This window comes from Bifidobacterium miconisargentati, from assembly GCF_019331675.1.
Taxonomy (GTDB): Bacteria; Actinomycetota; Actinomycetes; order Actinomycetales; family Bifidobacteriaceae; genus Bifidobacterium; species Bifidobacterium miconisargentati.
On sequence record NZ_JAHBBJ010000008.1, the window covers coordinates 46,421 to 69,189 of the forward strand.

A 22,769-nucleotide genomic window follows, 5' to 3' on the forward strand; every position below is an offset into this window, starting at 1 on the left:
CGCGGGCGACCGGCAGACCGAGCAACCTGATATTCAGCAAAGGAGGTTATATGGCAACATCCGAAGAACAGATCACTCCGGCTGACGCTGCCATCGTCACCACCGGGACCGGACGAAAGGGCCCGGAGGAGCATGATCTTCCCGCAAAGCTCAAGTACGACATGGATCTGTGCCTGCGGATCCTGCGCGACGTGCTGGGCGAATACAACCCCGAACTGCTCTCCACGTTCGACACCGTGCGCAACTACGCGGTGGAGGCCAGCGCCGAGCACTTCGGCGGCATGACGGACCCGAACCCCGGACATGACGGGCTGAAGGCCGCCGTCGAGGTCATCGACAACATGACCCTGCACGACGCCCAGCTGCTCGCCCGCGCGTTCGCCACCTACTTCCATCTGGCGAACCTGTCCGAGGAGAACTACCGCGTTTCCGTCCTTCACCAGCGCGAGAACGAGGTGACCGAGGACAGCGCCGTTGATCCGATCAACGAGCTCACCGTGGCCTACCACCAGCTCATCAACGAGATGGGTCCGGCCAAGGCTAAGGAACTGCTCGATCGCCTGGAGTTCCACCCCGTCTTCACCGCCCACCCCACCGAGGCCCGTCGTAAGGCCGTGGAGGGCAAGATCCGTCGCATCTCCGAACTGCTCACCGTGCACAACAGCCTGGGCGGCTCGGATCGCAAGGAGAACTGCCGTCGTCTCTACAACGAGATCGACGCCCTGTTCCGCACCTCCCCGATCGCGCTGAAGAAGCCGACCCCGGTCGAGGAAGCGGACACGATTCTCGATATCTTCGACAACACGCTCTTTCACACCATCCCCCAGGTCTACCGTCGCTTCGACGACTGGGTCCTGGGCGACAAGGCCGGTCTGGTCGAGCCCGTCTGCCCCGCGTTCTTCCATCCGGGCAGCTGGATCGGCTCCGACCGCGACGGCAACCCGAACGTCACCGCCAAGGTGAGCCGTCAGGTGGCGCGCAAGTTCTCCGACCACGTGCTGGCCGCCCTTGAGGAGGCCACGCGCACCGTGGGCCGCAACCTCACGATGGAGGCCGAGACCACGCCGCCGAGCGCCGATCTCAAGGTGCTGTGGAGCCACCAGAAGGAGATGAGCGAGCGACTGACCGACAAGGCCGCCCTGATCTCCACCAAGGAGCTGCACCGTGCCGTGATGCTGGTGATCGCCGATCGCCTGCACTACACCATCGAGCGTGACGCCGACCTGATGTACCACACCTGCGACGACTTCATCGCCGATCTGAAGACCGTGCAGAAGTCCCTGGCCGACGCGGGCGCCAAGCGTTCCGCCTACGGCCCGCTGCAGGACCTCATCTGGCAGGCCGAGACCTTCGGCTTCCACATGGTGGAGATGGAGTTCCGCCAGCACTCCGTGGTGCATTCCCGCGCCCTCGCGGACATCCGCGAGCACGGCCTGCACGGCGAGCGCGGCGAACTGCAGCCGATGACCCACGAGGTGCTCGACACCTTCCGCGCCCTCGGTTCCATCCAGAAGCGCAACGGCCAGAAGGCCGCCCGCCGCTACATCATCTCCTTCACCAAGAGCGCCCAGAACATCAAGGACGTCTACGAGCTCAACCGTCTGGCCTTCGCCCATCCGGAGGACGTGCCGGTCATCGACGTGATCCCGCTGTTCGAGCAGCTTGAGGATCTGCAGAACTCGGTGGACGTGCTCGAGGAAATGATCAAGATCCCCGAGGTCCAGGCTCGACTGAAGGCCACCGGCAACAAGCTCGAGGTCATGCTCGGCTACTCCGACTCCTCGAAGGACGCCGGTCCGACCTCCGCCACGCTGGCCCTGCACTCCGCCCAGGAGCGCATCGCCAAGTGGGCCGAATCGCACAACATCGACCTGACCCTGTTCCATGGCCGCGGCGGCGCCGTCGGTCGTGGCGGCGGCCCGGCCAACCGTGCGGTGCTCGCCCAGCCGGTCGGTTCCGTCAAGTGCCGCTTCAAGCTCACCGAGCAGGGCGAGGTCATCTTCGCCCGCTACGGCAACCCGGTGCTCGCCATCCGCCACGTGGAATCCGTGGCCGCGGCGACCCTGCTGCAGTCCGCTCCGAGCGTGGAGAAGACCAACACCGAGATGACCGAGAAGTACGCCGGCATGGCGCACGCGCTGGACGAGGCCGCTCACGAGCGCTTCCTCGACCTGCTGCACACGCCGGACTTCGCCCAGTGGTTCTCCACCGTGACGCCGCTGACCGAGATCGGTCTGCTGCCGATCGGCTCCCGCCCGGCCAAGCGCGGTCTGGGCGCCAAGTCCCTGGACGACCTGCGCACGATCCCGTGGATCTTCTCCTGGGCTCAGGCACGCATCAACCTGGCCGCCTGGTACGGCCTGGGCACGGCGTGCGAGAAGTTCGGCGACCTCAAGACCCTGCGCGAGGCGTATGAGGAATGGCCGCTGTTCTCCACCTTCATCGACAACATTGAGATGTCCATCGCCAAGACGGACGAGCGCATCGCCAAGATGTACCTCGCCCTGGGCGACCGTGAGGATCTCAACGAGAAGGTGCTGAGCGAGATGGAGCTCACCCGCAAGTGGGTGCTCGACATCGTCGGCGACAAGTGGCCGCTGCAGCACCGTCACGTGCTCGGCCAGGCCATCCGCATCCGCTCGCCATACGTGGACGCGCTGTCGCTCACCCAGGTGCTCGCCCTCAAGTCGCTGCGCAAGAAGGTGGACAAGGAAGAACTCAGCCAGAGCCAGCAGGCCGGGTTCATCTACCTCATCCTCTGCACCGTTTCGGGCGTCGCCGCCGGCCTGCAGAACACGGGCTGACGTTTTGGTCGGCGTTCGCGGCTCGCGCCGCGTAACGCCGCCGGTGAAGTCCAGTGGACTTCACCGGACCAAAACGTAGCGATGGTTTTTGCGTAGTAGCTTTGCGCACGCAAAAACCATCGCAGCACAGTACCCCGCGGCCTAGCGGGGTTCCTTTTTCTCAAGACAAATGAGCCCTGTTGCGCGATGATGTTCGGCATCCGCGCAACAGGGCTCATTCGGTTCAACCGGCATTGCCTTCAAAAGCACCCGAAAACTGATCAGCGGTCTTTTCGCGCTAGAAAAGCCTATCTTCTGGCACGAAACGACCGCCAAGAAGGTAATTAGCGTCCCTTTCGTACTAGAAGGACAATGCTTCTAGCATCAAAAGACCTCTAAATGCCCATTCAGCGGTCGTTTCGTGCTAGAAGTATTGTCCTTCTGACATGAAACGACCGCTATAAGGCCAATTTGAGATCGTTTGCCGCTAGAACCATCGTCTTCCTAGCATGAAACGATCACTAAACAGGCATTTTGAGGCGGTTTTGTGCTAGGAGCGACGCTCTTCTAGCACAAAACCGCCGCTGAGCCGTCGAAAACTACCGCGCGGTCGATTCGCGCTCGATGAGCTTGTACCCCACACTCACGGTTTGGGGGTAATACTGCTCGTCCGGGTGCTCGATGCGCCGCATGAGCAGCGTCAGGGCGGTGTTCGCCATGCCCTTGAAGTCGGTGGCCACGGTGGTCAGTGTCGGCACGGTGTAAGCGCCCTGGCTCAGGCCGTCGAAACCGATGACCAGCACATCCTCGGGCACATGTACGCCACCGTCCGCAAGGCCTCGCAGCAGGCCGATGGCGATGCCGTCGTTGAGGCAGTAGAAACCGTCGTATTTCTTGGCTCTACGCCATTTCTTGGCCAGCGCGCGGCCGGCCTCGATACCGCCGTCGATGGACCATGCGCAGCGGATGAAGTCTCGCTTGTCGTCGAAGTCGAGTCCGGCCGTGCGGATTTCGGTGGCGGCCGCCTGCATGCGGATATCGCGCGAACCGGGGATGATGTTCGGGTTGTTTGGATCGCGGTTGTCACCCACGATGCCGATGCGAGTGCAGCCGCGCTCCAGCAGGTGCCGAATCGCCGCGCGCGAGCCTTCGGCACTGGGCGCGTTCACCGTGTCGATGGGCAGGCTGGCATCGTAGTTCTCCAGCATGACCGAGGGGTGCTGGCGCAGGATGTCCACCGCACGCGGCGCGTTGATGGCGATGATGCCGTCGGAGAACGTATAGGACAGGTCGTTGTCGTCGGTCAGGTAGCGCGAGAGCTCGATGAGCATGTGCGAGCCGCGCTTGTGCACCTCCTCGGCGACCGCCATGGCCAGGTGCGAGAAGTAGTCGCCCTCGATGCCGGAGGTGAGGAAGGTGATGGTGTCGCTGCGGCCGGACCTCAGCGATCTGCCGGACAGATTGGTCTTGTATCCGAGCTTCTTGGCAGCGTCGCGCACGCGCTGCATGGTCTCCGGCTTGACGTAGTCCTTGCCGCGCAGCGCGGCCGAGGCGGTGGTGGCGGTCACGCCGGCGAGCTCGCCCACGTCCTTCAGCGTCACCATGGAATATCACGCTCCCTGCTGGTGATATGCGATTCATGCGATGTCGAGGGGCGGCCCATACTTGGGAATCCGCCATACTTAACGATGAGAATTATACAGTCCGCCGGTTCCGCCGACGCGCCGCCCATGGAGGCGAACGGTCGCGGTCCCGCAACTATTGCGAAGGGCGGGAATCCATGAATCGGATTCCCGCCCCAAGCAGCGAAAGAGAGAAAGAAAAAAGGAAAGGAGTTGCGCCGCAGATCGGGGAGGTTGGTCGATTGTTGGCCCGACCTGCGGCACGTTGGTGTCAGCTGTTCAGTTAATCGATGTTGGTTTGTGTCAGTCGATCACCTCTCAGCCCTTGTGGGAAGCGTTGATCACGTTGTTGTGGCCCCAGCACTGCTCGTACGGCATGCCGGCCAGGTCCTCGACGACCTTGCGGGTCTCGTCGGTGACGTCGGCCATGGAGCCGCCGTTGCGCAGGCGGGCGGACTCGCCGACGAGGATGTCGTGGGTCTTCTCGTTGAGGTGCATGCGGTAGGTCAGCAGGATGCCGACGAGAGCGAGCACGACCACGGTGCCGCAGTACATGTAGAGCAGCACGTTGACCACGAGCGGGGACTGGGTCTTGACGTCGGCACCGGACTGGAAGCCGACGGCCTGCAGGATGACGCCCACGAGGATGGTCACCACGGTGTTGACGATGACCTCAAGGGTGGACTGGATGCCGGCGTACTGGCCCTCACGACGCTTGCCGGTGACGAGCTCGTCGACGTCCGGGACGAAGGACTGCACGTAGGTCTGGGCGTTCACGATGCCGGAGTTGCCGAGCGTGAACAGGGTGATCAGAACGGTGAACACCAGGGTGACGGTGGCCTTCGGCATGGAGCCGTGGGTCAGACCCAGGATGAAGATGCCGATGAACAGGATGATGGTGAACCAGGAGCCCAGACGGTAGGCGCGCATGCCGCCGATCTTGGTGATGATCGTGGCCCAGATGACCACGCAGACCATGCCGAACAGGAAGCTGAAGCCGGTGGAGAGGGAGACCTCGGCCGGGGTCAGGAGCAGCACGAACATGATGAAGTAGGCGTTGATCTGGCCACGGACGGTACGGAAGGTCATCTGGGACAGGAAGATGCCGAGGTAGTTGCGGAAGGTCTTGATGCGCAGCACGGACAGGAAGTTCCAGAACACGGAGACCAGGCGGCCGAAGAAGCCGACCTTCTCGGCGTCGCCCTTGTCGGCGGAGGAGATATCGGTGGTCTCGTCGTACGGACGTTCCTTGATGCACAGGGCGCCGATCACGAGCAGGACGGTGCCGAGCACGGCGTAGATCATGGCGATCTTGAAGTACGGCTGCCAGCTGTCGGCACCCCAGATCTTGAACAGGTAGGCGTTGAACATGGACAACGCGAAGCCGCCGACGCCGCCACCGATCTGCTGGACGGCCACGAGCTGGGCGCGATCCTTGGAATCATCGGTCATCTCGGAGGGCAGCGAGTAGACCACGGTGTTGATGCCCGGGTACACGCCGTAGTAGATGACGTTGATGAGCAGGTAGAACCACACCGGCATGTTCGGGACCCACAGCAGCACGTAGAAGATGAGGTTCAGCGGTGCGGCGATGAGCAGCGTGCCCTTACGACGTCCGACCTTGCGGCCGAACGAGGTGGAGTACATACGATCGGAAATGTAGCCCCAGACCGGAGTGATGAAGCCGCCGATGGCCTTGCCGACGGCGAGCATCGTGGTGACGATGCCGATGGAGATGGCGAGCGGCTGGGTGTAGTAGATTATCTGCCAGGTCATCACCATGGTGGTCATGGTGAAGGACAGCGGCAGCAGCGCGTAGGTGAGCTTCGTCACCCAAGAGAGCTTGCGGCCCGCTGCGGACGATGCCGAGTTGGACATTGGATTTCTCCTGTTCTCCTTTGAAACCGACGCGACGAACTACGGCGCAGGGCCATAGACCTTGGAGCTGCTTGGGATTGCCGGACTGCTGCGTCCGGTGTCCGATTCGCCTACCCAGAAACCTTATCGTTGAGATTTCTGGGCTCGATTTCATTTCTTGATGTTTGCGAAACTAACCATATCACAAATCTCATCGATGAGATTATTTTGCGATTCGGGCGTGTCGTAGAGGGACAAGGAGGGCGGTTTTGCCTGATAAATCAGGCTCGAAGCGGCATAAAAATAGGCTCCCCTCCTTGAGGGGAGCCATGGCGCAATCAGCCCTTATGACTCACGTTGATGACGTTGTTGTGGCCCCAGCAGCGCTCATAGGGCATGCCGGTGAGGCTTTCGACCAGCGTGCGCGTCTCGGGCGTCACGTCGTCCATGGAACCGCCGGAACGCAGACGGTCTATCTCGGCGAGCAGCAGCTCGTGGTTCTCGCGGTTGAGCCTCAGACGGAACGTGAAGACGATGCCCACGATGCATATCACGATCGGCACGAACGAGAACAGGCACGCCAACGCGAGCACGGTCTGCGGCGGCTGCGACTGCGCACCCTCCACGAACCCGGTCGCCTCCAGCACCAGGCCGATCACGATGGTCTCGGCGGAGGAGAAGATGTCGTCGATGGTCGAATTGATGGCAGCGTACTGGCCCTCGCGGCGTTTCGAGGTGATGATCTCATCCACGTCCGGAATGAACGTGTACGTGTACTGCGTGGCGTTCACCACGCCGGTGATGCCGAAGTTCATGAACAGGCCGAGGCCGATGTACAGCACGGCGCGGGTGCCGGTCGGTATGTGACTCGCGGCCATCGCCAGCATGAACATCGCCAGGAACACGAAGATCACCTCGATGCCGCCCAGGCGATAGGCGCGCGGGCCTCCGATCTTCGCGGTGATCCACATGAAGAAGCCGACGCACGCGATGCCGAACAGCAGGTTGACGCCGGTGGCCAGCGAGACGGTCTGCGGGTCGAGCAGCAGCACGAAGATCACGAAATACGTGTTGAGCGTGCCGCGCACCGTGCGGAACATCTCCTCCGAAAGGTACAGGCCGAGATAGTTGCGGAATTCCCTGACCTTCAACACCGAGAGGAAGTTCCACACCACCGAGACGAGCCGCCTGCCCGCACCGACGCGCGCACCGGTGCCGCCGGACTCCTCCGCGTCCGCATCCGAGACGTCGGTGGATGCGCTGAACGGGCGCTCCTGGATCGACAGGAAGCCGAGCATGAGCACTGCGGTGCCCATGATGCCGTACAGCAGCGCCATGTTGAAGTACGACTCCCAGTTGTCCTTGCCCCAGATGGTGAACAGGTAGACGTTGAGCACCGAGAGGAAAGTGCCACCGATGGCGCCGGCGATCTGGTTGACGCCGACCAGCTGCGCGCGCTGCGTGGGGTTCTCGGTCATCTCGCTGGGCAGGCCGTACTGCACGGTGGTGATGCCTGCGAAGAACGCCCAGTACAGCAGGTTCGCAAAGAAGTAGACGGCGATCGGCAGGTTCGGGATCCACAGCAGCAGGTAGAAGACGAAGTTCGCGGGAATCGCGAAGATCAGGATGGAGCGGCGGCGGCCGAAGCGGCGGCCGAGCGCGTTGCGGTACATGCGGTCGGAGATGTAGCCCCAGACCGGGCCGATGACCGAGGCCACGATCTTGCCGGTGGCGATGAGCACCGCGGTGACGGCCATCGACACGTTCAGGAACGTGGTGAAGTAGAACATCTGCCATGTCACGATCATGGTCTGCATGACGTAGGACAGGGAGAAGGTGGCGTACCCGAGCTTGGCCTTCCACGACAGGGCGGCATCCACCGCCTCGGACGCCACGTTGGCGCGCTTGATTCGGTTGCCGTTCCCTTGTGACATCTTCGTCCTTTCCTCGGCCTGCGCCGGCCGATGCCGGAGACGCGCGGCAGCACGCCCGTCCGACGGCATATCTCATGATGATGGTTCACGGCCTGTCAGCGTCGTCGCGACACGCCGTTCGTTCGTTCTGATTCAGAACTCTATCATCGTTAAGATTTACGCGCCATATACGGCGTTTTGAATCCCCGTAAAAACAAGCATTATTCGCAATCTCATCGTTGAGATGCTATGCTGGTCATCGTCAAGGACGAACCGCCCCGGCCTCCCGAACAACGAGAGAGGCGGGGCAACCGCATTCCCGACGTCGGGAATGCCCAACAGTCGCACCCCACCACACAACCCCACATCATCAAAAGCCACGGAGGTCTTTACGATGACAACATCCAACCGCCCGGAAGCCGGCAGCAACGCCGGCCTGACCGCACGCAACAACAACTTCGACCAAGGCTGGCGGTTCTTCCGCGGCACCCCGAACGGCGCCGAACGACCCGAATACGACGACTCCGACTGGCGTGAGGTGACCCTCCCCCACGACTACGGCGTCGAGGGCCGCTTCTCCCGCAACGCCCGTGCCACCGTGGGCTACCTCAAGGTGGGCGAGGGCTGGTACCGCAAGACCTTCACCGCCCCCGAATCGCTCGCCGGCAAGTACGTGACCCTCGACTTCGACGGCGCCATGGATCGCGCCGAGGTCTGGCTCAACGGCGAGAAGGTGGCCGAGCATCACTACGGCTACACGAACTTCGCCATCGATCTGACCGGCAAGATCAAGCCCGGCGAGACCAACGTGCTCACCGTGCGCACCGTCAACGAGGAGCCGAGCTCACGCTGGTACGCCGGTGCCGGCCTCTACCGCGACGTGACCCTTACCGTGGCCGAGCCGGTGCATGTGGCCCGCTTCGGCACGCAGATCACCACCCCGAGCCTGGAGCAGGACGTCAAGGACGGCCACGCCAACGTGCTCGTCTCCACCATCGTGGCCAACGGCATCGCCACCGACCAGGCCATCGAGCTGCGCCAAGAGATCCTCGACGCCAACGGCGCGGTCGTGGCCTCCGGCGAGGACGGCGTGACCGTGCCGGGCGGCACCCCGGACACCACCGAGGCCGCCGCCGCATACGACGCCGCCGAGGCCCCGAACCGCTTCGAGACCACGCTGTCCGTGACCGACCCGCACCTGTGGAGCACCGCCGACCCGTACCAGTACACGCTGCGCACCACCGTGCTCGTGGACGGCGAGGCCGTGGACGTCACCGAGACCCGATTTGGCCTGCGCTGGATCACCCTCGACCCGAAGCTCGGCCTGTTTCTTAACGGTGTGAACATGCGCGCCCTGGGCATGTGCATGCACCATGACCTAGGTTCGCTGGGCGCCGCCACCTACCGCCGCGCCGTGGTCCGTCAGCTGGAGATCCTGCGCGACGCCGGCGTGAACGCCATCCGCACCTCGCACAACCCCTGCTCCAAGGTGTGGGCCGAGGAGTGCAGCCGCATGGGCTTCCTGCTGCTCGAGGAGCTCACGGACATGTGGACCGCCCCGAAGAACCGCAACGACTACTCCAACTACTTCGCCCAGGACTACCCCGAGGACCTGGCCGCCATGATCCTGCGCGACCGCAACGAGCCGGCCGTGTTCATGTGGGGCATGGGCAACGAGGTGGCCTGGCAGGAGAAGGAGATCCCGATCGCCGAGGATCTGACCCGCCGCTGCCACCTGCTCGACCCGACCCGACCGAACTCCGTGAACGATGCCTCCTACCTGTCCAAGGGCATCGACGGCATCGGCAACAAGATCCACGAGAAGATGGACGTGCGCGGCTACTCCTACATCAACCGCGATCAGATGGAGAAGGTGCACGAGAAGCACCCGAACGACGTGATTCTCAATTCCGAGTCCGGCAACTGCACGCCGTGCCGCGGCTTCTACGTGCATCCGACGATCCTGACGGACGAGTGGCAGCTGCGCGGCCGCGACTACCCGTTCGCCAAGGGCCGCCAGCCGTGGAAGGAGGACACCTACGAGATCTCCGACTACAACGTCACCACGAACCGTGGCTACCCGCTCGACATCGCGTTCGACCGTCTCGTGAACCTGCCGTTCAACGTCGGCGAGTTCGCATGGACCGGCTTCGACTACATCGGCGAGCCGGCACCGTACATCTCCAACTTCTACTGGAACAAGCCGGACATGCCCGAGTCCGACGGCACCGTGCTGGCCCCGTTGCGCTCCTACTACGGCATGGTCGACACCGCCGGCTTCCCGAAGAACCCGTGGTGGCTCTACAAGGCGCTGTGGACCGACCCGGACGACGCCCCGATGGTGCATCTGCTGCAGCACTGGAACTGGGACGAGGGCGAATCCGTGGCCGTGTGGGCGTACACCAACGCCGCCTCCGCCGAGCTCTTCCTCAACGGCCGCTCGCTGGGCAAGCGCGAATTCGAATCGCACCAGGCCACCTTCCACCTCAACAACAAGTACGCGGACAAGCCGTTCGAGTACCGCTACCAGAAGGACGGCAACGAGCCCAAGCAGCTGACCCTGCAGTGGGAAGTGCCGTTCGAGCCGGGCACGGTCGAGGTCGTCGCCTACGACAAGGCCGGCAAGGAAGTGGCCCGCGACTCCATCACCACCGCGGGCGCCCCGGCCGGCATCAGGCTTATCCCGGACCGTCACGTCATCGATGGCGACGGCCATGACCTGAGCTTCATCGAGGCGGACGTGATCGACGACGCCGGCGTGATCGTGCCGCGCGCCAACGACGAGCTGACGTTCCACGTGGAACATGGCCACCTGCTCGGCACCGACAACGGCTACCAGGCCAACACCGAACCGCTGCAGTCCCCCGTGCACTCCGCCTACTCCGGCAAGGTGCTCGCCATCGTGGCCTCGGACGGCTCCGGCAAGCCGATCCGCGTGACCGCCACCGCCAAGGGCCTGCGCTCCGACACTGTGAACGTGTTCGTGACCGACGCCGTGCCGGCCGGCACGGACGTGCTCGAAGTGCGCGACGCGGCCGTGCGCGTCCGTGCCGGTGAGACCCCGGTGCTGCCGCAGACGGTGACCGCCCTGCTCGCGGACAACACCAGCGCCGAGGTGCCGGTGGAATGGAACACGGCCGATCTGCTGGACGCCGTGGCCGCCGCCGAAGGCAAGTCCGGCGCACAGTCGTTCACCGTCGCCGGCGAGGCCGCTGGCCTTCCGGTCACCGTCACCGTCACCGTGGCCCACCCGGTCTCCGTACGCCCGGTCTCCCTGGCCTCCGCCGCCGGAACCGTGCCCGCACTGCCCGCCCGCGTCATGGTCATCTTCGATGACGGCAGCAGCGTGGACGCGCCGGCCGCCTGGACCACCGACGGCGAAGCCGCCTCCTGGACCCCGGGCACCGTCACGGTGAACGGCACCGTCGAAGGCTACGGCCTGCCCGTAACCGCCAGCGTGCGCGTGGCCGATCCGGCCGATGTCAAGGACGCCGAATCCCTCGCCCATGACACCACCGAATTGGCCCGCGTGACGGTGGACGGCAAGGCCGTCTCCTTCGACAGCGAGAACCGCGCCGTGCTGCACCGCGCCTACACCGCGGGCGCCCCCGAAATCGCCGTCGAGGCCAAGGACAACGCGGTGGCCTACGTGGTGCCGCCGCTGCACTACCCGTACGGCTCGTACGTGATCCGCGTGGTCTCCGAGGACGGCGAACAGCATGCCGCCTACGCGCTCGACCTGGACGTGCCGCCGGCACCGGTGGCCGAAGTCACCGTGATTCCGCCCGCCTTCACCGTGGGCGAGGACGAGACCACACGCCTCATCGTGACCGCCACGGACGAGACCGGCGCCGCCATCGACCTGGGTGAGGGCAGCGAGGCCGTCGTGACGTTCGCCTCCGGTGACGAGTCCGTGGCCGGCGTGGCCGACGACGGCACCGTCACCGGCCGTCTGTCCGGCAGCTCGAACGTGACCGCCACCGTGACGTATGGCGGCGTGGCCAAGACCAGCGCACCGGCCATCGTGACCGTCTCCGAGGGCGCGGAGCCGAAGAGGCCGACCGGCGTCGCGGCGCCCACCGTGCGCACCGTCGCCGGCGAGACGCCCGAACTGCCCGCCGCCGTGACCGTGAGCTTCGACCACGGCGTGGACGCGCCGCTGCCGGTCGAGTGGGACGCCGTGCCCGCCGAGGCTTACTCTCAGGCCGGCGAGGTAAGCGTGCAGGGTCATGTCGCCCGCTTCGATCTGGACGTGGCCGCCACCGTGCATGTGGTCAAGGTGCTGGCCGTGCAGTCCGTCTCCCTGGCCACCATCACCGGCATCGAGCCGCTGGTGGGCGAGAGCGCGCCGGAAGTGACCGTCTACTGGTCCGACGGCGCCAAGGAGCAGCGCGCGGTGACCTGGGACAAGCCCGAGGCCTCCCTGTACCGCAATGCCGGCACGTTCACGCTGCTCGGCACGGTGGACGGACTGGAGGAGAAGGCCATCGCCCATGTGCGCGTGACCGACGACTACGTGCAGAACCGCGACCTGTTCTCCTACCGCAACGACGTGTACCCGCAGGTGCGCGCCTCCTACACCAACCCGGATCCGAAGGCCCAGGAGGATGCCTCCCTGCTCATGGACGGCATCGTGTCCTACACGCCGCGCGTGGGCTACAACCTGAAGAACCGCTGGTCCACCACCGGCGACCCGTCACGCACCGCATGGCTGGAGTACCGCTTCGGCTACGGCGAGGAGACGCCGTTCATGCTCAACTCCTTCACCGTCTACTACTGCCTTGACGGCGAGAACGTGGCGCTGCCGGAGTCCGTGGCCGTGGAGTACCTGGAGTCCGACGGTTCCTGGCAGCCGGTGCGTGGCCTGTCCGCGACCTCGCATCCGGTCGAGCAGACCAACGATGCGGCCTGGGTGTACGCGACGGTCGGCGACAAGCCCGGCTCCTCGATGAGCTCGAAGGGCGACGAGACCACGTACTCCTTCGACATGGTGCGCACGTCCCGCATCAGGATCACGTTCACGTCCGCCGAGGGCAAGGTCGTGGCCATCACCGAGGTGCGCGGCGACGCCCGCATCCCCGCCCAGCACAGCGAGGCCGTGATCGGTGGCCTGTTGGTGGACGGCAAGGAGGTCGCCGGCTTCGACCCTGCGGTCGAGAGCTACGAGACGGCGGCACCTGCCGGCGAGACGCCCGAAATCCAGGCGCTGCCCGGCGAGGGCAACGCCGCCGTGACCGTGGTGAACACCGCGGCCGCGAACGGCGAGGCCCAAGTGATCGTCACCTCCGAGGACGGCATCACCACCCGCACCTACCACGTCGCGATCGTCCCGGAACAGTGAAAGGTCAGGTGATGCCCATCCAATGAATCGATGAGTTTCCTAGCCTGATCAATGTCAAAGGCCGGCCGGTTCCCGTCAAGAGAACCGGCCGGCCTTTTCCGTCAACAACAACGATCCCATCGCCTCGACCCCGATTGTCGGGAAACCGGCGGCGGCGAGGCGATGCGCGGTTCGGCTACGCGCCCAACAGGTCGAGCATCTGGGGGATGTTCTTCTTGCCGAATTCGACGGTCTGGGCGCCGTCGGCCTTGTCGATGACGATGCAGGGCACGCTCATCGCGCCGTACTGGTCCCTGAGCTCCGGGAAGTGCGAGACGTCGTACGCCTCGGCACGTACGGCCGGGTTGAGCGAGGCGATGCGCTGGGCGGACAGCACGGTCTCCGGGCACATCGTGCAGGTCAGGGAGACCAGAACCGTCACGTTCACCGGCTCCTTGATGGCCGCGATGCGTTCCTTGAGGTCGTCGCCGAGCGGCTGGCCGGGGCCGGCCGCGTTGTAGAGACCCAGCACGAACGAGTTGAACTCGTGGCCGGAGGGCACGCCGTGGAAGGCGAGTCCGGTGAAGGTCAGCTTGCCGTCATCGCCGTCAGCCGGCAGGCAGATGCGCACGGCCGGGCGGGCCGACGGCAGCACACCGGCCGGATCGAACTCGGCGCGACCGGAATCGTCAAGGGAACCATAGACAGGCAGGGCGGCGCCGTCCGGCAGCGTGACCTCAAGCGGTTCTCCGACGACCAGCGAGGCCGGCGCGGTCTCACCGTCGATGGCGGTGACGAGACCCGCGGCGTCCACGGCCACGGAGTTCAGCTTGCCGCCGGACAGGGCGACCATCTCCCCCACGAATCCTTGCAATTCCGTGGAAAGCGGGGTGTTGTCGAGTTCCAGGACCAGCGTCGCCGGGCGGTTCATGCGGCCGAACACCACGCCGAGCTGCTGCTTGATGGCGGCGGAGAACAGTTCGCCGGGCTTCTTGGCGGCTGCCGCGGCATCGGCGCTGCGCTTGGCCGGCGCGGGGGCCGGCGAGGTACCGGCGTTCGCGGCGGAGGCCGCCTTGGAAGCGGCCGCGGCTTCGGCCTGCTCGTAGGCTGAGGTGTTGGGGCGCGGCGGCACCAGACCGGTCTTCTCGCTCAGCTGCTTGGCGTAACGTTCCAGTTCCACTGCGGCGATGGCGCCGTCGGCAGTGGCGGTGACCACCTGGCGCAGGTTCTTGACGCGCAGGTCGCCGGCCGCATACACGCCGGGCACGGAGGTTTCGAGGTAGCCGTGCGTGACCACGTAGCCGTGGTCGTCGAGCTCGACCACACCGCGCACCAGATCGGTGGCGGGCACGTATCCGGCGAACACGAAGACGCCGAACGTGCCGTTGTCGGCCGGCTTCCAGGTCGTTATCTCGCCGGTTTCGACGTTGCGGACCGTGGCTTCGTGCAGGCCGCCCTGACCTGCGGTGACGCCGTCAAGAACCGTGTTGTAGCGCACCTCGATTTTCGGGTTGTTCTTGGCCTCGGCGGCCACGGAAGCGTCGCAGGTGAAGTCGGGTTCGCGCACGAGGATCGTGACCTTGCTGGCGTACTTGGTCAGGAACACGGACTCCTCGGCCGCGGCGAATCCGCCGCCGATCACGAGGACCTCCTTGCCGGTGAAGAACTCGCCGTCACAGGTGGCGCAGTAGGCCACGCCGCGACCGGCGTATTCGGCCTCGCCCGTGAAGCCGAGCTTGCGCGGGGAGGCGCCGGTGGCGATGAGGATGCCGAAGGTCCTGAGATCGCCGCGGGAGGTGTGCACGGTCTTGACGTCGCCCTCGACGTCCAGTCCGGTGGCCTCGGCGGAGAGGAACTCGGCGCCGAAGTCCTGGGCCTGCTGGCGCATGGTCCGGGTGAGCGCGCGGCCGGTGGTGCGGCCGACGCCCGGATAGTTCACGACTTCGTTGGTGATGGTGATCTGGCCGCCGAAATCGTCCTTTTCGAGGATGAGCACACGGTAGCGGGCGCGGGCAAGGTACAGGCCCGCCGTGAGTCCCGCCGGGCCGCCGCCGATGACGACGACGTCGTAGAGGTTGTCTTGAGTTTCGGTCATGAAAAGCTCCTTGATATGTATAAAAGCGGCTCCCCTCTCTGAGGGGAGCCAGAAAAACAAACCGTTCGTTTAACGACTCAGCGCTATGCCACAATCACAGCTGGCCGACGAGGTCGAGGCTGGGCTCGATGGTCTCCTCGCCCGGGGTCCAGTTGGCGGGGCAGACCTGGTCGCCATGCTCGTAGACGAACTGGGAGGCCTGCACGCGGCGCAGCAGCTCGTCGGCGTTGCGGCCCACGTTGGAACTGGTGACCTCGTAGGCCACGACCTTGCCCTCCGGGTTGATGATGAAGTCGCCACGTTCGGCCATGCCGTCGGCCTCGTTGTAGGTGTCGAGGTCGCGGGCCAGCAGGGCGGTCGGGTCGGCGAGCATCGGGTACTGGATCTTGGCGATCTTCTCGCTGGCGTCGTGCCAGGCCTTGTGCACGAAGTGGGTGTCGCAGGACACGGAGTAGATCTCGCAGCCGATCTTCTTGAATTCCTCGTACTTGTTGGCGAGGTCCTCAAGCTCGGTGGGGCACACGAACGTGAAATCGGCCGGGTAGAAGAAGAACACGGACCAGTGGCCGAGCACATCCTCCTTGGTCACCTCATGGAATTCGTTGTTCTGGAAGGCCTGCACCTTGAAATCGGTCAGCTCGTGCTGCAGAAGAGTCATCATCGGTCCTTTCATGACGTCAGAAACGTTGCCATCTCCCATCGTAACGTCGCCGGGTCGTGACGGGCCGGCTGTTCCCTATGAGCCTTATCACAGCCTTTATCACAGTGCGACGGCGTGCGGCGCCTCACCGGACCGCCGGACCATAATCACGGTACTTTTCCCCACGATCGCCCTTGATTTTGGGGAAAAGTACCGCTTCCTCCCACAGCCAAGCCGATACCACCGCCCCGGCTAGTATGGAACACAGCAGAACCATCGAAACATGGAGGTGTCATGGCTCAAGAGTTCACCCAGGAAACCACCGCAAACGCCACATGGAGCCGCATGCTGCAGGGCAACCGGCGTTTCTCCGAGGGCAAGGCGGAGCACCCGTGGCAGGACAAGGAGACCCGGCACATGCTCACCGACGGGCAGAACCCGGATGCCGCGGTGTTTTCCTGCTCCGACTCGCGCGTGCCTCCCGAAATCATCTTCGATCAGGGCCTGGGCGATCTGTTCACCGTGCGCACCGCCGGCCAGATGATCGACGACGCGGTCATCGCCTCGCTGGAGTATGCGGTCAAGAAGCTGCATGTGAGCCTGATTTGCGTGCTCGGCCACGGCCGTTGCGGCGCGCTGGAGACCGCCGAACGCGAGTTCGACGCCATGCTGGAGTCGATCACCGCCGAGGCGGAAGGCTCGCTGGAGGCCGCGGACATCCTGGACAATCTGGACGAGCAGCTGGCCCAGTCCGATTCCATCGTCCTGCGCCAGGCCGGCATGTCCGTCTGGCAGGCCCGCGAGGCCGAACTCGACTGCCTGGACGACATCGAGCGCGTGCATGTGGCGCGCACCATCGAATCGCTGGTGGACCGCTCCGAGGTGATCCAGCAGGCCCTGGCGAATGAAAAGCTCATGATCGTGGGCGCGCGATACCAGCTCGACTCCGGCAAGGTCGAGGTGCTGAGCTTCTAGCTCTTGCCTCAGCTCCCCTCCGAGAGGACATTGCCGTGAAGCAAACAGTCCGGTGGACTGTTTGTAGGCAATGTGCGAGACGGCAGTCGAGCCCCAGAAAGACGCGAACGAAGTTCGTCCTTAATTGCAGGGCAGCTGTCGAACGGAGTGAGACTGAGGGGAGTTCCGTTTGCGATGAAACTCCCCTCAGTCAGCTTCGCTGCCAGCTCCCCTCAGAGAGGGGAGCCAAAATCCGGAGAGGAAAGCCAGGATAAGGCCCGACGCCTTGCATCACACCAATAATGCGGGGATGATAAGGGTTGTCAGAGAGAAGACAACCGGAAGAAGTCGGACCCATGCCACCTGCTCTTACCGTCTATTACGGCTCGACCAAATACACCGTCAGCCCGGAACGCACCACCATCATCGGACGCTCGCCCGATTGCGATCTGGTGATCCGCAATCCGTACGTCTCGCATCATCACGCCCGCATCACCTGGACCGAGGACGGCTGGCTGCTGGCGGACATGGGCAGCGCGAACGGCCTGACCATCCAGGGCATGCACACCAATTCCGTACTGCTGACCTCGACCGTCACCGTGGCGTTGGCGCGCGACGCCGTCATCACCTGCGTGGTGGGCGATCAGGCCCCGCAGTCGCGTCCGTTGCCGGCACAGGCGCCGGCAACCCCAACGCGCCCCAACGCATCGGTTCAGGAAAACATGCCATCAGGCGTGCGACCGACCGCCGCACAATCGGACGCACAGCCTCAGTCTTCACGGCAACGACAGCAGCAGAGGCCCGTAGCCTCGCCCGCAATCCCCCAGCAAACCACTGAGGCGGCGGTACAACGGCAGCCGGGCGGAACCCGCAGGCCATCGGCAACAGCTCACGCAATTCCCGCGGTCCCCGCACGTCCGGCTCCCGCCACCGGCACAACGATCGCAACCCCTCAAGCACCTGCCATTCCAGTCAAACCGACGGCCCCATCAGCCCAAAATCCGAACCCACTGCCGCCGCGCGCCACGGCCCCCACGAACCCACCGGTAGCACCAGCGCTCCCCCATCAGCCCGTCACGTCCCCGGCCAATCCCGGCGACCCCGGCGATGGAATCACCGTACTGTCCGACGCACATCGTCCAACCTCCGTAAAGCCGACATCCGCACCTGACGTCCCGGTCTCCCCCATCGCCGCGCGACCGACCACAACGCACGTAACCGGCACTGCACCGGCGAACCAGCCGCAATCGCAGCTGAATCAGTCAACTCAACCGACACGTCCCGTCTCACCCGCACCGAAATCGGCCACTGCCACCGTGCTGGCGGGCAGCACGCAGGCGGCGCACCTCGAGTCGCAGCTGACCTCGCACCGCGTGACCGGCTCGTTCGACCCGACCAAGGACAAGGAGGGCACACTCGGCCGCGACGCCTCCTGCCAGATCCGCATCAACGATTTCCTCGTCTCCCGCAGGCATTGCTCGCTGGCGTCCACGCCGAACGGCATCCTCCTGACCGACCTCGACTCGGCCAACGGCACGTACGTCAACGGCCGTCGCGTGGCCAAGATCTGGCTTGAGGAGGGCGATTTGGTCACCGTGGGCAACACGGACCTCATCGTGCACGAGGGCGTGCTGTGCGACCGCGAGCCGCTGGCCGGCACGGACGCGGTGATCGCCGAGAACGTGGGCCTGACCGTGGGCAAGGGCACACGACTGCTCAAGGGCATCAACGCCGTGTTCGCCAAGGGCACGTTGACCGCCGTGATCGGCCCGTCCGGCGCGGGCAAGACCACGTTCACGTCCATCGTGGCGGGCCTGAGCTCCCCCACCGAGGGCCATGTGCTGTTCGACGGCTACGACGTGCAGCAGAACATCGAACTGCTGCGCAGCCGTATCGGTTTCGTACCGCAGGACGACGTGGTGCACCGCAAGCTCACCGTGGACGCGGCGCTCGAATACGCCGCCAAACTGCGTCTGCCCGGCTCCACCAAGGCCGAGCGCGCCGAAATCATCAATCACGTGCTGGAGGAACTGGAGCTCACCGGCCGCCGCGGCAATCGCGTGGACCAGCTCTCCGGCGGCCAGCGCAAGCGCGTCTCCACGGCCATCGAACTGCTCACCAGCCCTGAGCTGCTCATCCTCGACGAGCCGACCTCCGGCCTCGACCCGGCGCTGGACCTGACGGTGATGACCATGCTGCGCCAGCTCGCGGATGCGGGCCGTGTGGTGATCGTGGTGACGCATTCGCTGGCGTACATCAACAAGCTGTGCGACAACGTGCTCATGCTCGCGCCCGGTGGTAAACCGGCGTTCTTCGGATCCGTCGCCGAGATGCAGCAGGCGTTCCACGGCCAGGAATGGGCGGACATCTTCAATGCCGTGACCGCCAATCCCGACCGCGTCTACTCCATCACCGATTCGCGGCAACGGGCGATGGCGGCCAAACAGACCGTCCGCCCGCACGGCGACCATGAGAAGCCCGCCAAGCCGTTCCGCATCAAGCAGACCGTGACTCTCGTGGCCCGCCAACTGCATTTGATCGCGGCCGACCCCGGTCTGCTCATCTTCCTGGTGCTGCTGCCGCTGTTCCTGGGACTGCTTTCGCTCGTGGTGCCCGGCTCGCACGGCCTGGGCGAACCCGATTTCAAGGACGCCGCCACCGAACCGAACCAGCTGCTCTCGCTCATCATCCTGGGCGCCTGCTTCATGGGTTCGGCCCTGTCCGTGAGGGACATCGTCTCCGAGAGGGCCATCTACGACCGCGAGCGCGCGGTGGGCCTCTCCCCCACGTCGTACACGTGCTCGAAGCTCATCGTCATGGGCTTGCAGACGCTGCTGCAGGCCGCGTTGCTCGTGACGGCCGTGAGTCTGGGCAAACCGCACCCGGATCAGGGCGTGCTCACCAATTCGGGCATTCCCGAACTGGTGCTGGTGGTGTGGCTCACCGCGTGGTCCTCGGCCATGCTGGGCGAGGTGGGCTCGGCGCTGGTCAAGTCCGGCGAGCAGACCATGCCGCTTCTGGTGATTCTGGTGATGGCCCAACTCGTGTTCTCCGGCGGCATGATCCCGGTGACCGGGCGCGACGGACTCGACCAGCTGAGCATGGTGTTCCCGGGCCGCTGGGGCTTCTCCGCGGCCGCCTCGGACATCGACTTGAACGGCCTGCTGTACGGGCCCACCAAGGTGCCGACGTTCAAGAAGGACGACCTGTGGGAGCACACCGCGGACCAGTTCTGGTTCGACCTGGGCATCCTCGCGCTGATGGTGGTGGTGTTCACCGTGGTGCTGCGCGTGTGCGTGAGCAACGCGGCGGCCAAAATGCGCCGGCGGTAGCGGCGACTCACGGTAATTACCGGCGATGATGCCGATGGCAACGGAACGCGGGGATGCCGGAAACAGCAGCATGGTGGATTGCACACGAATCGCGTAATCCACCGCGCTGCCGCGGGTATTGACTCCCCACTCCCCTAGAGTTGGCGGTATGTCACTTGGTTTGAACATCCTCCTGATCTTCGTGTTCCTGGTCATCGGCTCCGTGTTCTCCGGCACCGAGCTGGCACTGGTCTCCCTGCGAGGCTCGCAGATCGAGCAGATGGAGCAGGAGGACGCCCGCGGCGCGAAGGTGGCCAAGATCGCGCGCGACCCGAATACCTTCCTGTCCACCGTGCAGATCGGCGTGACGCTCTCCGGCTTCCTGTCCGCATCGTTCGGCGCCTCCTCGATCGCCCCCTACCTGATCCCCACGGTGGAAAGCTGGGGCGTGCCCACCGGCATCGCCGGCGGACTGGTGAACATCATCCTGACGCTCATCATCTCCTACTGCTCCATCGTGATCTCGGAGATGGTGCCCAAGCGCATCGCCATGCAGCGCACCGAGCAGATCGCGCGCGCCGTGGTGCCGGCCATCGACGTGTTCGCCACCGTCTGCCGCCCGATCATCTGGCTCATCGGCAAGAACACGAACGGCATCGTGCGTCTCCTGGGCTTCGACCCGCAGCAGACCGAGTCCGAAGTGAGCGACGACGAGCTGCGCGTGCTGGTGAGCTCCAATACGAACCTGTCGAAGGACGAGCGCACGATTCTGGACGACGTGTTCGACGCCTCCGAGACCATCGTGGCCGAGGTGATGCGCCCGCGCGCCGACGTGGTGTTCATCGAGGGCGACCAGCCCATCGCCGATGCCGCCGCGTTCGTGCGCGACCAGCCGTACTCCCGCTACCCGGTGACCGGCAAGGACTTCGACGACGTGATCGGCTTCGTGCATGTGCGCGACCTGCTGGACGTGCGCGACCCGAACGCCAAGACCGTGCGCGACGTGACGCGCGAGGGCATCTCGCTGCCCGGCACGTCCAAGCTGCTGCCGTCCCTGGAGATGCTGCGCAAGCGCGGCATCCATCTGGCCGTGGTCATCGACGAGTACGGCGGTACGGACGGCATCGTGACGCTTGAGGACATGACCGAGGAGCTTGTGGGCGATATCCGCGACGAGTACGACCTGCCCACCGAGAAAGGCGGCGAGCGCACCACCCGCACCGCGTTCGTCAACGGCGTGGCCACCATCGAGGCCAGCATGACCATCGAGGACTTCGCCGACCTGACCGGCATCGAACTGGAGGACGGCCCATACGAGACCGTGGCCGGCTACTTCCTGGCCCACACCGGCAAGATGGGCGCGACGGGCGACGTGCTGCATTCGGACGACGGCTACGACATGGTCGTCACCAAGGTCGACGGCCGCCGCATCGAGACCATCGAGGTGCGCAAGGCCGGCGCCCCTGATCATGCGCCGGTCGCCGAGGCCTCAGCCATCAAGTGATTCTTCCCACGTTCGCTCCGGGCCTGTGCGAATGGCGGAACACCTAGACTGGAATGACTGTTCCCAAACATGAAAGGAAGGAATATCATGACACTTGCATTCGTGGTTCCCGGTCTCGATGAGGCGGCCAGCGAGAAGGCCATCGCCATCCTGCAGAACCGCCTGAGCCAGGAGCAGGAGGCCGCCCTGGTCCTGAAGCACGCGCACTGGAACGTGACCGGACCGAACTTCATCGCCGTGCACGAGATGCTCGACCCCGAGGTCGAATCCGTGCTGGCCCAGGCGGACGAGACCGCCGAGCGCATCGCCACGCTGGGAGGCACTCCGGACGGCCGCGCGGACGCCATCGTACGCAACCGCACATGGAAGCCGTTCGACGTGGACGGCCGCGCCGGCACCGAGGAGTACCTCAAGGCTCTCATCGAGTACTACGACGCCTTCATCGCCGACGACCGCAAGGCCGTGGCCGAACTGGACGAGTTGGACTTCGTGAGCTCCAACATCATCCAGGACCACGTCCAGCAGCTCGAAAAGTTCCAGTGGTTCATGCGCAGCCATCTGGCGTGAGATAGCCGCAAACATGGTTCTGGCTCCCCTCAGAGAGGGGAGCCAGATTACGTTAGGCTCTGTTAAACCAAGATCGGCATCGGCCCTTTATTCTTGGCTCCCCTTGTCAGGGGAGCTGTCGGCGAAGCCGACTGAGGGGTAGTCAGACATGGATTCATGTCGATCTTGGTTTAACAGAGCCTTACGTTATGCCTGCATTCGTG

11 protein-coding genes are annotated in these 22,769 nt (G+C 64.7%); 6 read left to right on the top strand and 5 right to left on the bottom strand.

What is annotated here, in order from left to right:
• Positions 1–50 precede the first annotated feature (50 nt).
• Complete coding sequence (locus tag KIH81_RS06295; protein ID WP_214304583.1) at positions 51–2,804, top strand: phosphoenolpyruvate carboxylase; 2,754 nt, start codon at positions 51–53, stop codon at positions 2,802–2,804.
• Between the two features lie 578 nt (positions 2,805–3,382).
• Here the strand turns inward: KIH81_RS06295 and KIH81_RS06300 are convergent.
• The 3 genes from KIH81_RS06300 to KIH81_RS06310 form a co-directional block, all read right to left on the bottom strand.
• Positions 3,383–4,387, bottom strand: a complete 1,005-nt coding sequence (locus KIH81_RS06300) for a LacI family DNA-binding transcriptional regulator (RefSeq protein WP_214304584.1) — start codon at positions 4,385–4,387, stop codon at positions 3,383–3,385.
• A 336-nt stretch (positions 4,388–4,723) separates the two neighbouring features.
• Positions 4,724–6,283 carry an MFS transporter gene (locus KIH81_RS06305; protein ID WP_214304585.1) on the bottom strand — a complete coding sequence of 520 codons (1,560 nt, stop codon included), beginning with the start codon at positions 6,281–6,283 and terminating at the stop codon, positions 4,724–4,726.
• A gap of 317 nt (positions 6,284–6,600) precedes the next feature.
• Positions 6,601–8,196, bottom strand: a complete 1,596-nt coding sequence (locus KIH81_RS06310) for an MFS transporter (RefSeq protein WP_214304586.1) — start codon at positions 8,194–8,196, stop codon at positions 6,601–6,603.
• Between the two features lie 373 nt (positions 8,197–8,569).
• On the opposite strand from KIH81_RS06310, the gene KIH81_RS06315 reads away from it, so the two are divergent.
• Positions 8,570–13,516: an Ig-like domain-containing protein gene (locus KIH81_RS06315; RefSeq protein ID WP_214304587.1), complete on the top strand. Its 4,947-nt coding sequence runs from the start codon at positions 8,570–8,572 to the stop codon at positions 13,514–13,516.
• Between the two features lie 175 nt (positions 13,517–13,691).
• Here KIH81_RS06315 and KIH81_RS06320 read toward each other — a convergent pair whose 3' ends face one another.
• Positions 13,692–15,590, bottom strand: coding sequence for an FAD-dependent oxidoreductase (locus KIH81_RS06320; RefSeq protein ID WP_214304588.1), 1,899 nt, complete (start codon positions 15,588–15,590; stop codon positions 13,692–13,694).
• A gap of 94 nt (positions 15,591–15,684) precedes the next feature.
• Positions 15,685–16,248 carry an alkyl hydroperoxide reductase subunit C gene (ahpC, locus tag KIH81_RS06325; protein WP_100493703.1) on the bottom strand — a complete coding sequence of 188 codons (564 nt, stop codon included), beginning with the start codon at positions 16,246–16,248 and terminating at the stop codon, positions 15,685–15,687.
• 276 nt (positions 16,249–16,524) lie between these two features.
• Between ahpC and KIH81_RS06330 the strand changes: the two genes are divergently transcribed.
• The 4 genes from KIH81_RS06330 to KIH81_RS06345 all read left to right on the top strand — a co-directional run bounded on the left by KIH81_RS06330 (position 16,525) and on the right by KIH81_RS06345 (position 22,566).
• Positions 16,525–17,205 (top strand): carbonic anhydrase, encoded by a 681-nt coding sequence (locus KIH81_RS06330; RefSeq protein ID WP_214304589.1) that lies wholly within the window; start codon positions 16,525–16,527, stop codon positions 17,203–17,205.
• Between the two features lie 335 nt (positions 17,206–17,540).
• On the top strand, positions 17,541–20,516 hold the full coding sequence (locus KIH81_RS06335; protein WP_214304590.1) for an FHA domain-containing protein: 2,976 nt from the start codon (positions 17,541–17,543) through the stop codon (positions 20,514–20,516).
• A gap of 148 nt (positions 20,517–20,664) precedes the next feature.
• Entirely contained in the window at positions 20,665–21,999 is a 1,335-nt protein-coding gene (locus tag KIH81_RS06340; RefSeq protein WP_214304591.1) for a hemolysin family protein, read from the top strand.
• Positions 22,000–22,086: 87 nt separating this feature from the next.
• Entirely contained in the window at positions 22,087–22,566 is a 480-nt protein-coding gene (locus KIH81_RS06345) for a Dps family protein (RefSeq protein WP_214304592.1), read from the top strand.
• Positions 22,567–22,769 lie beyond the last annotated feature (203 nt).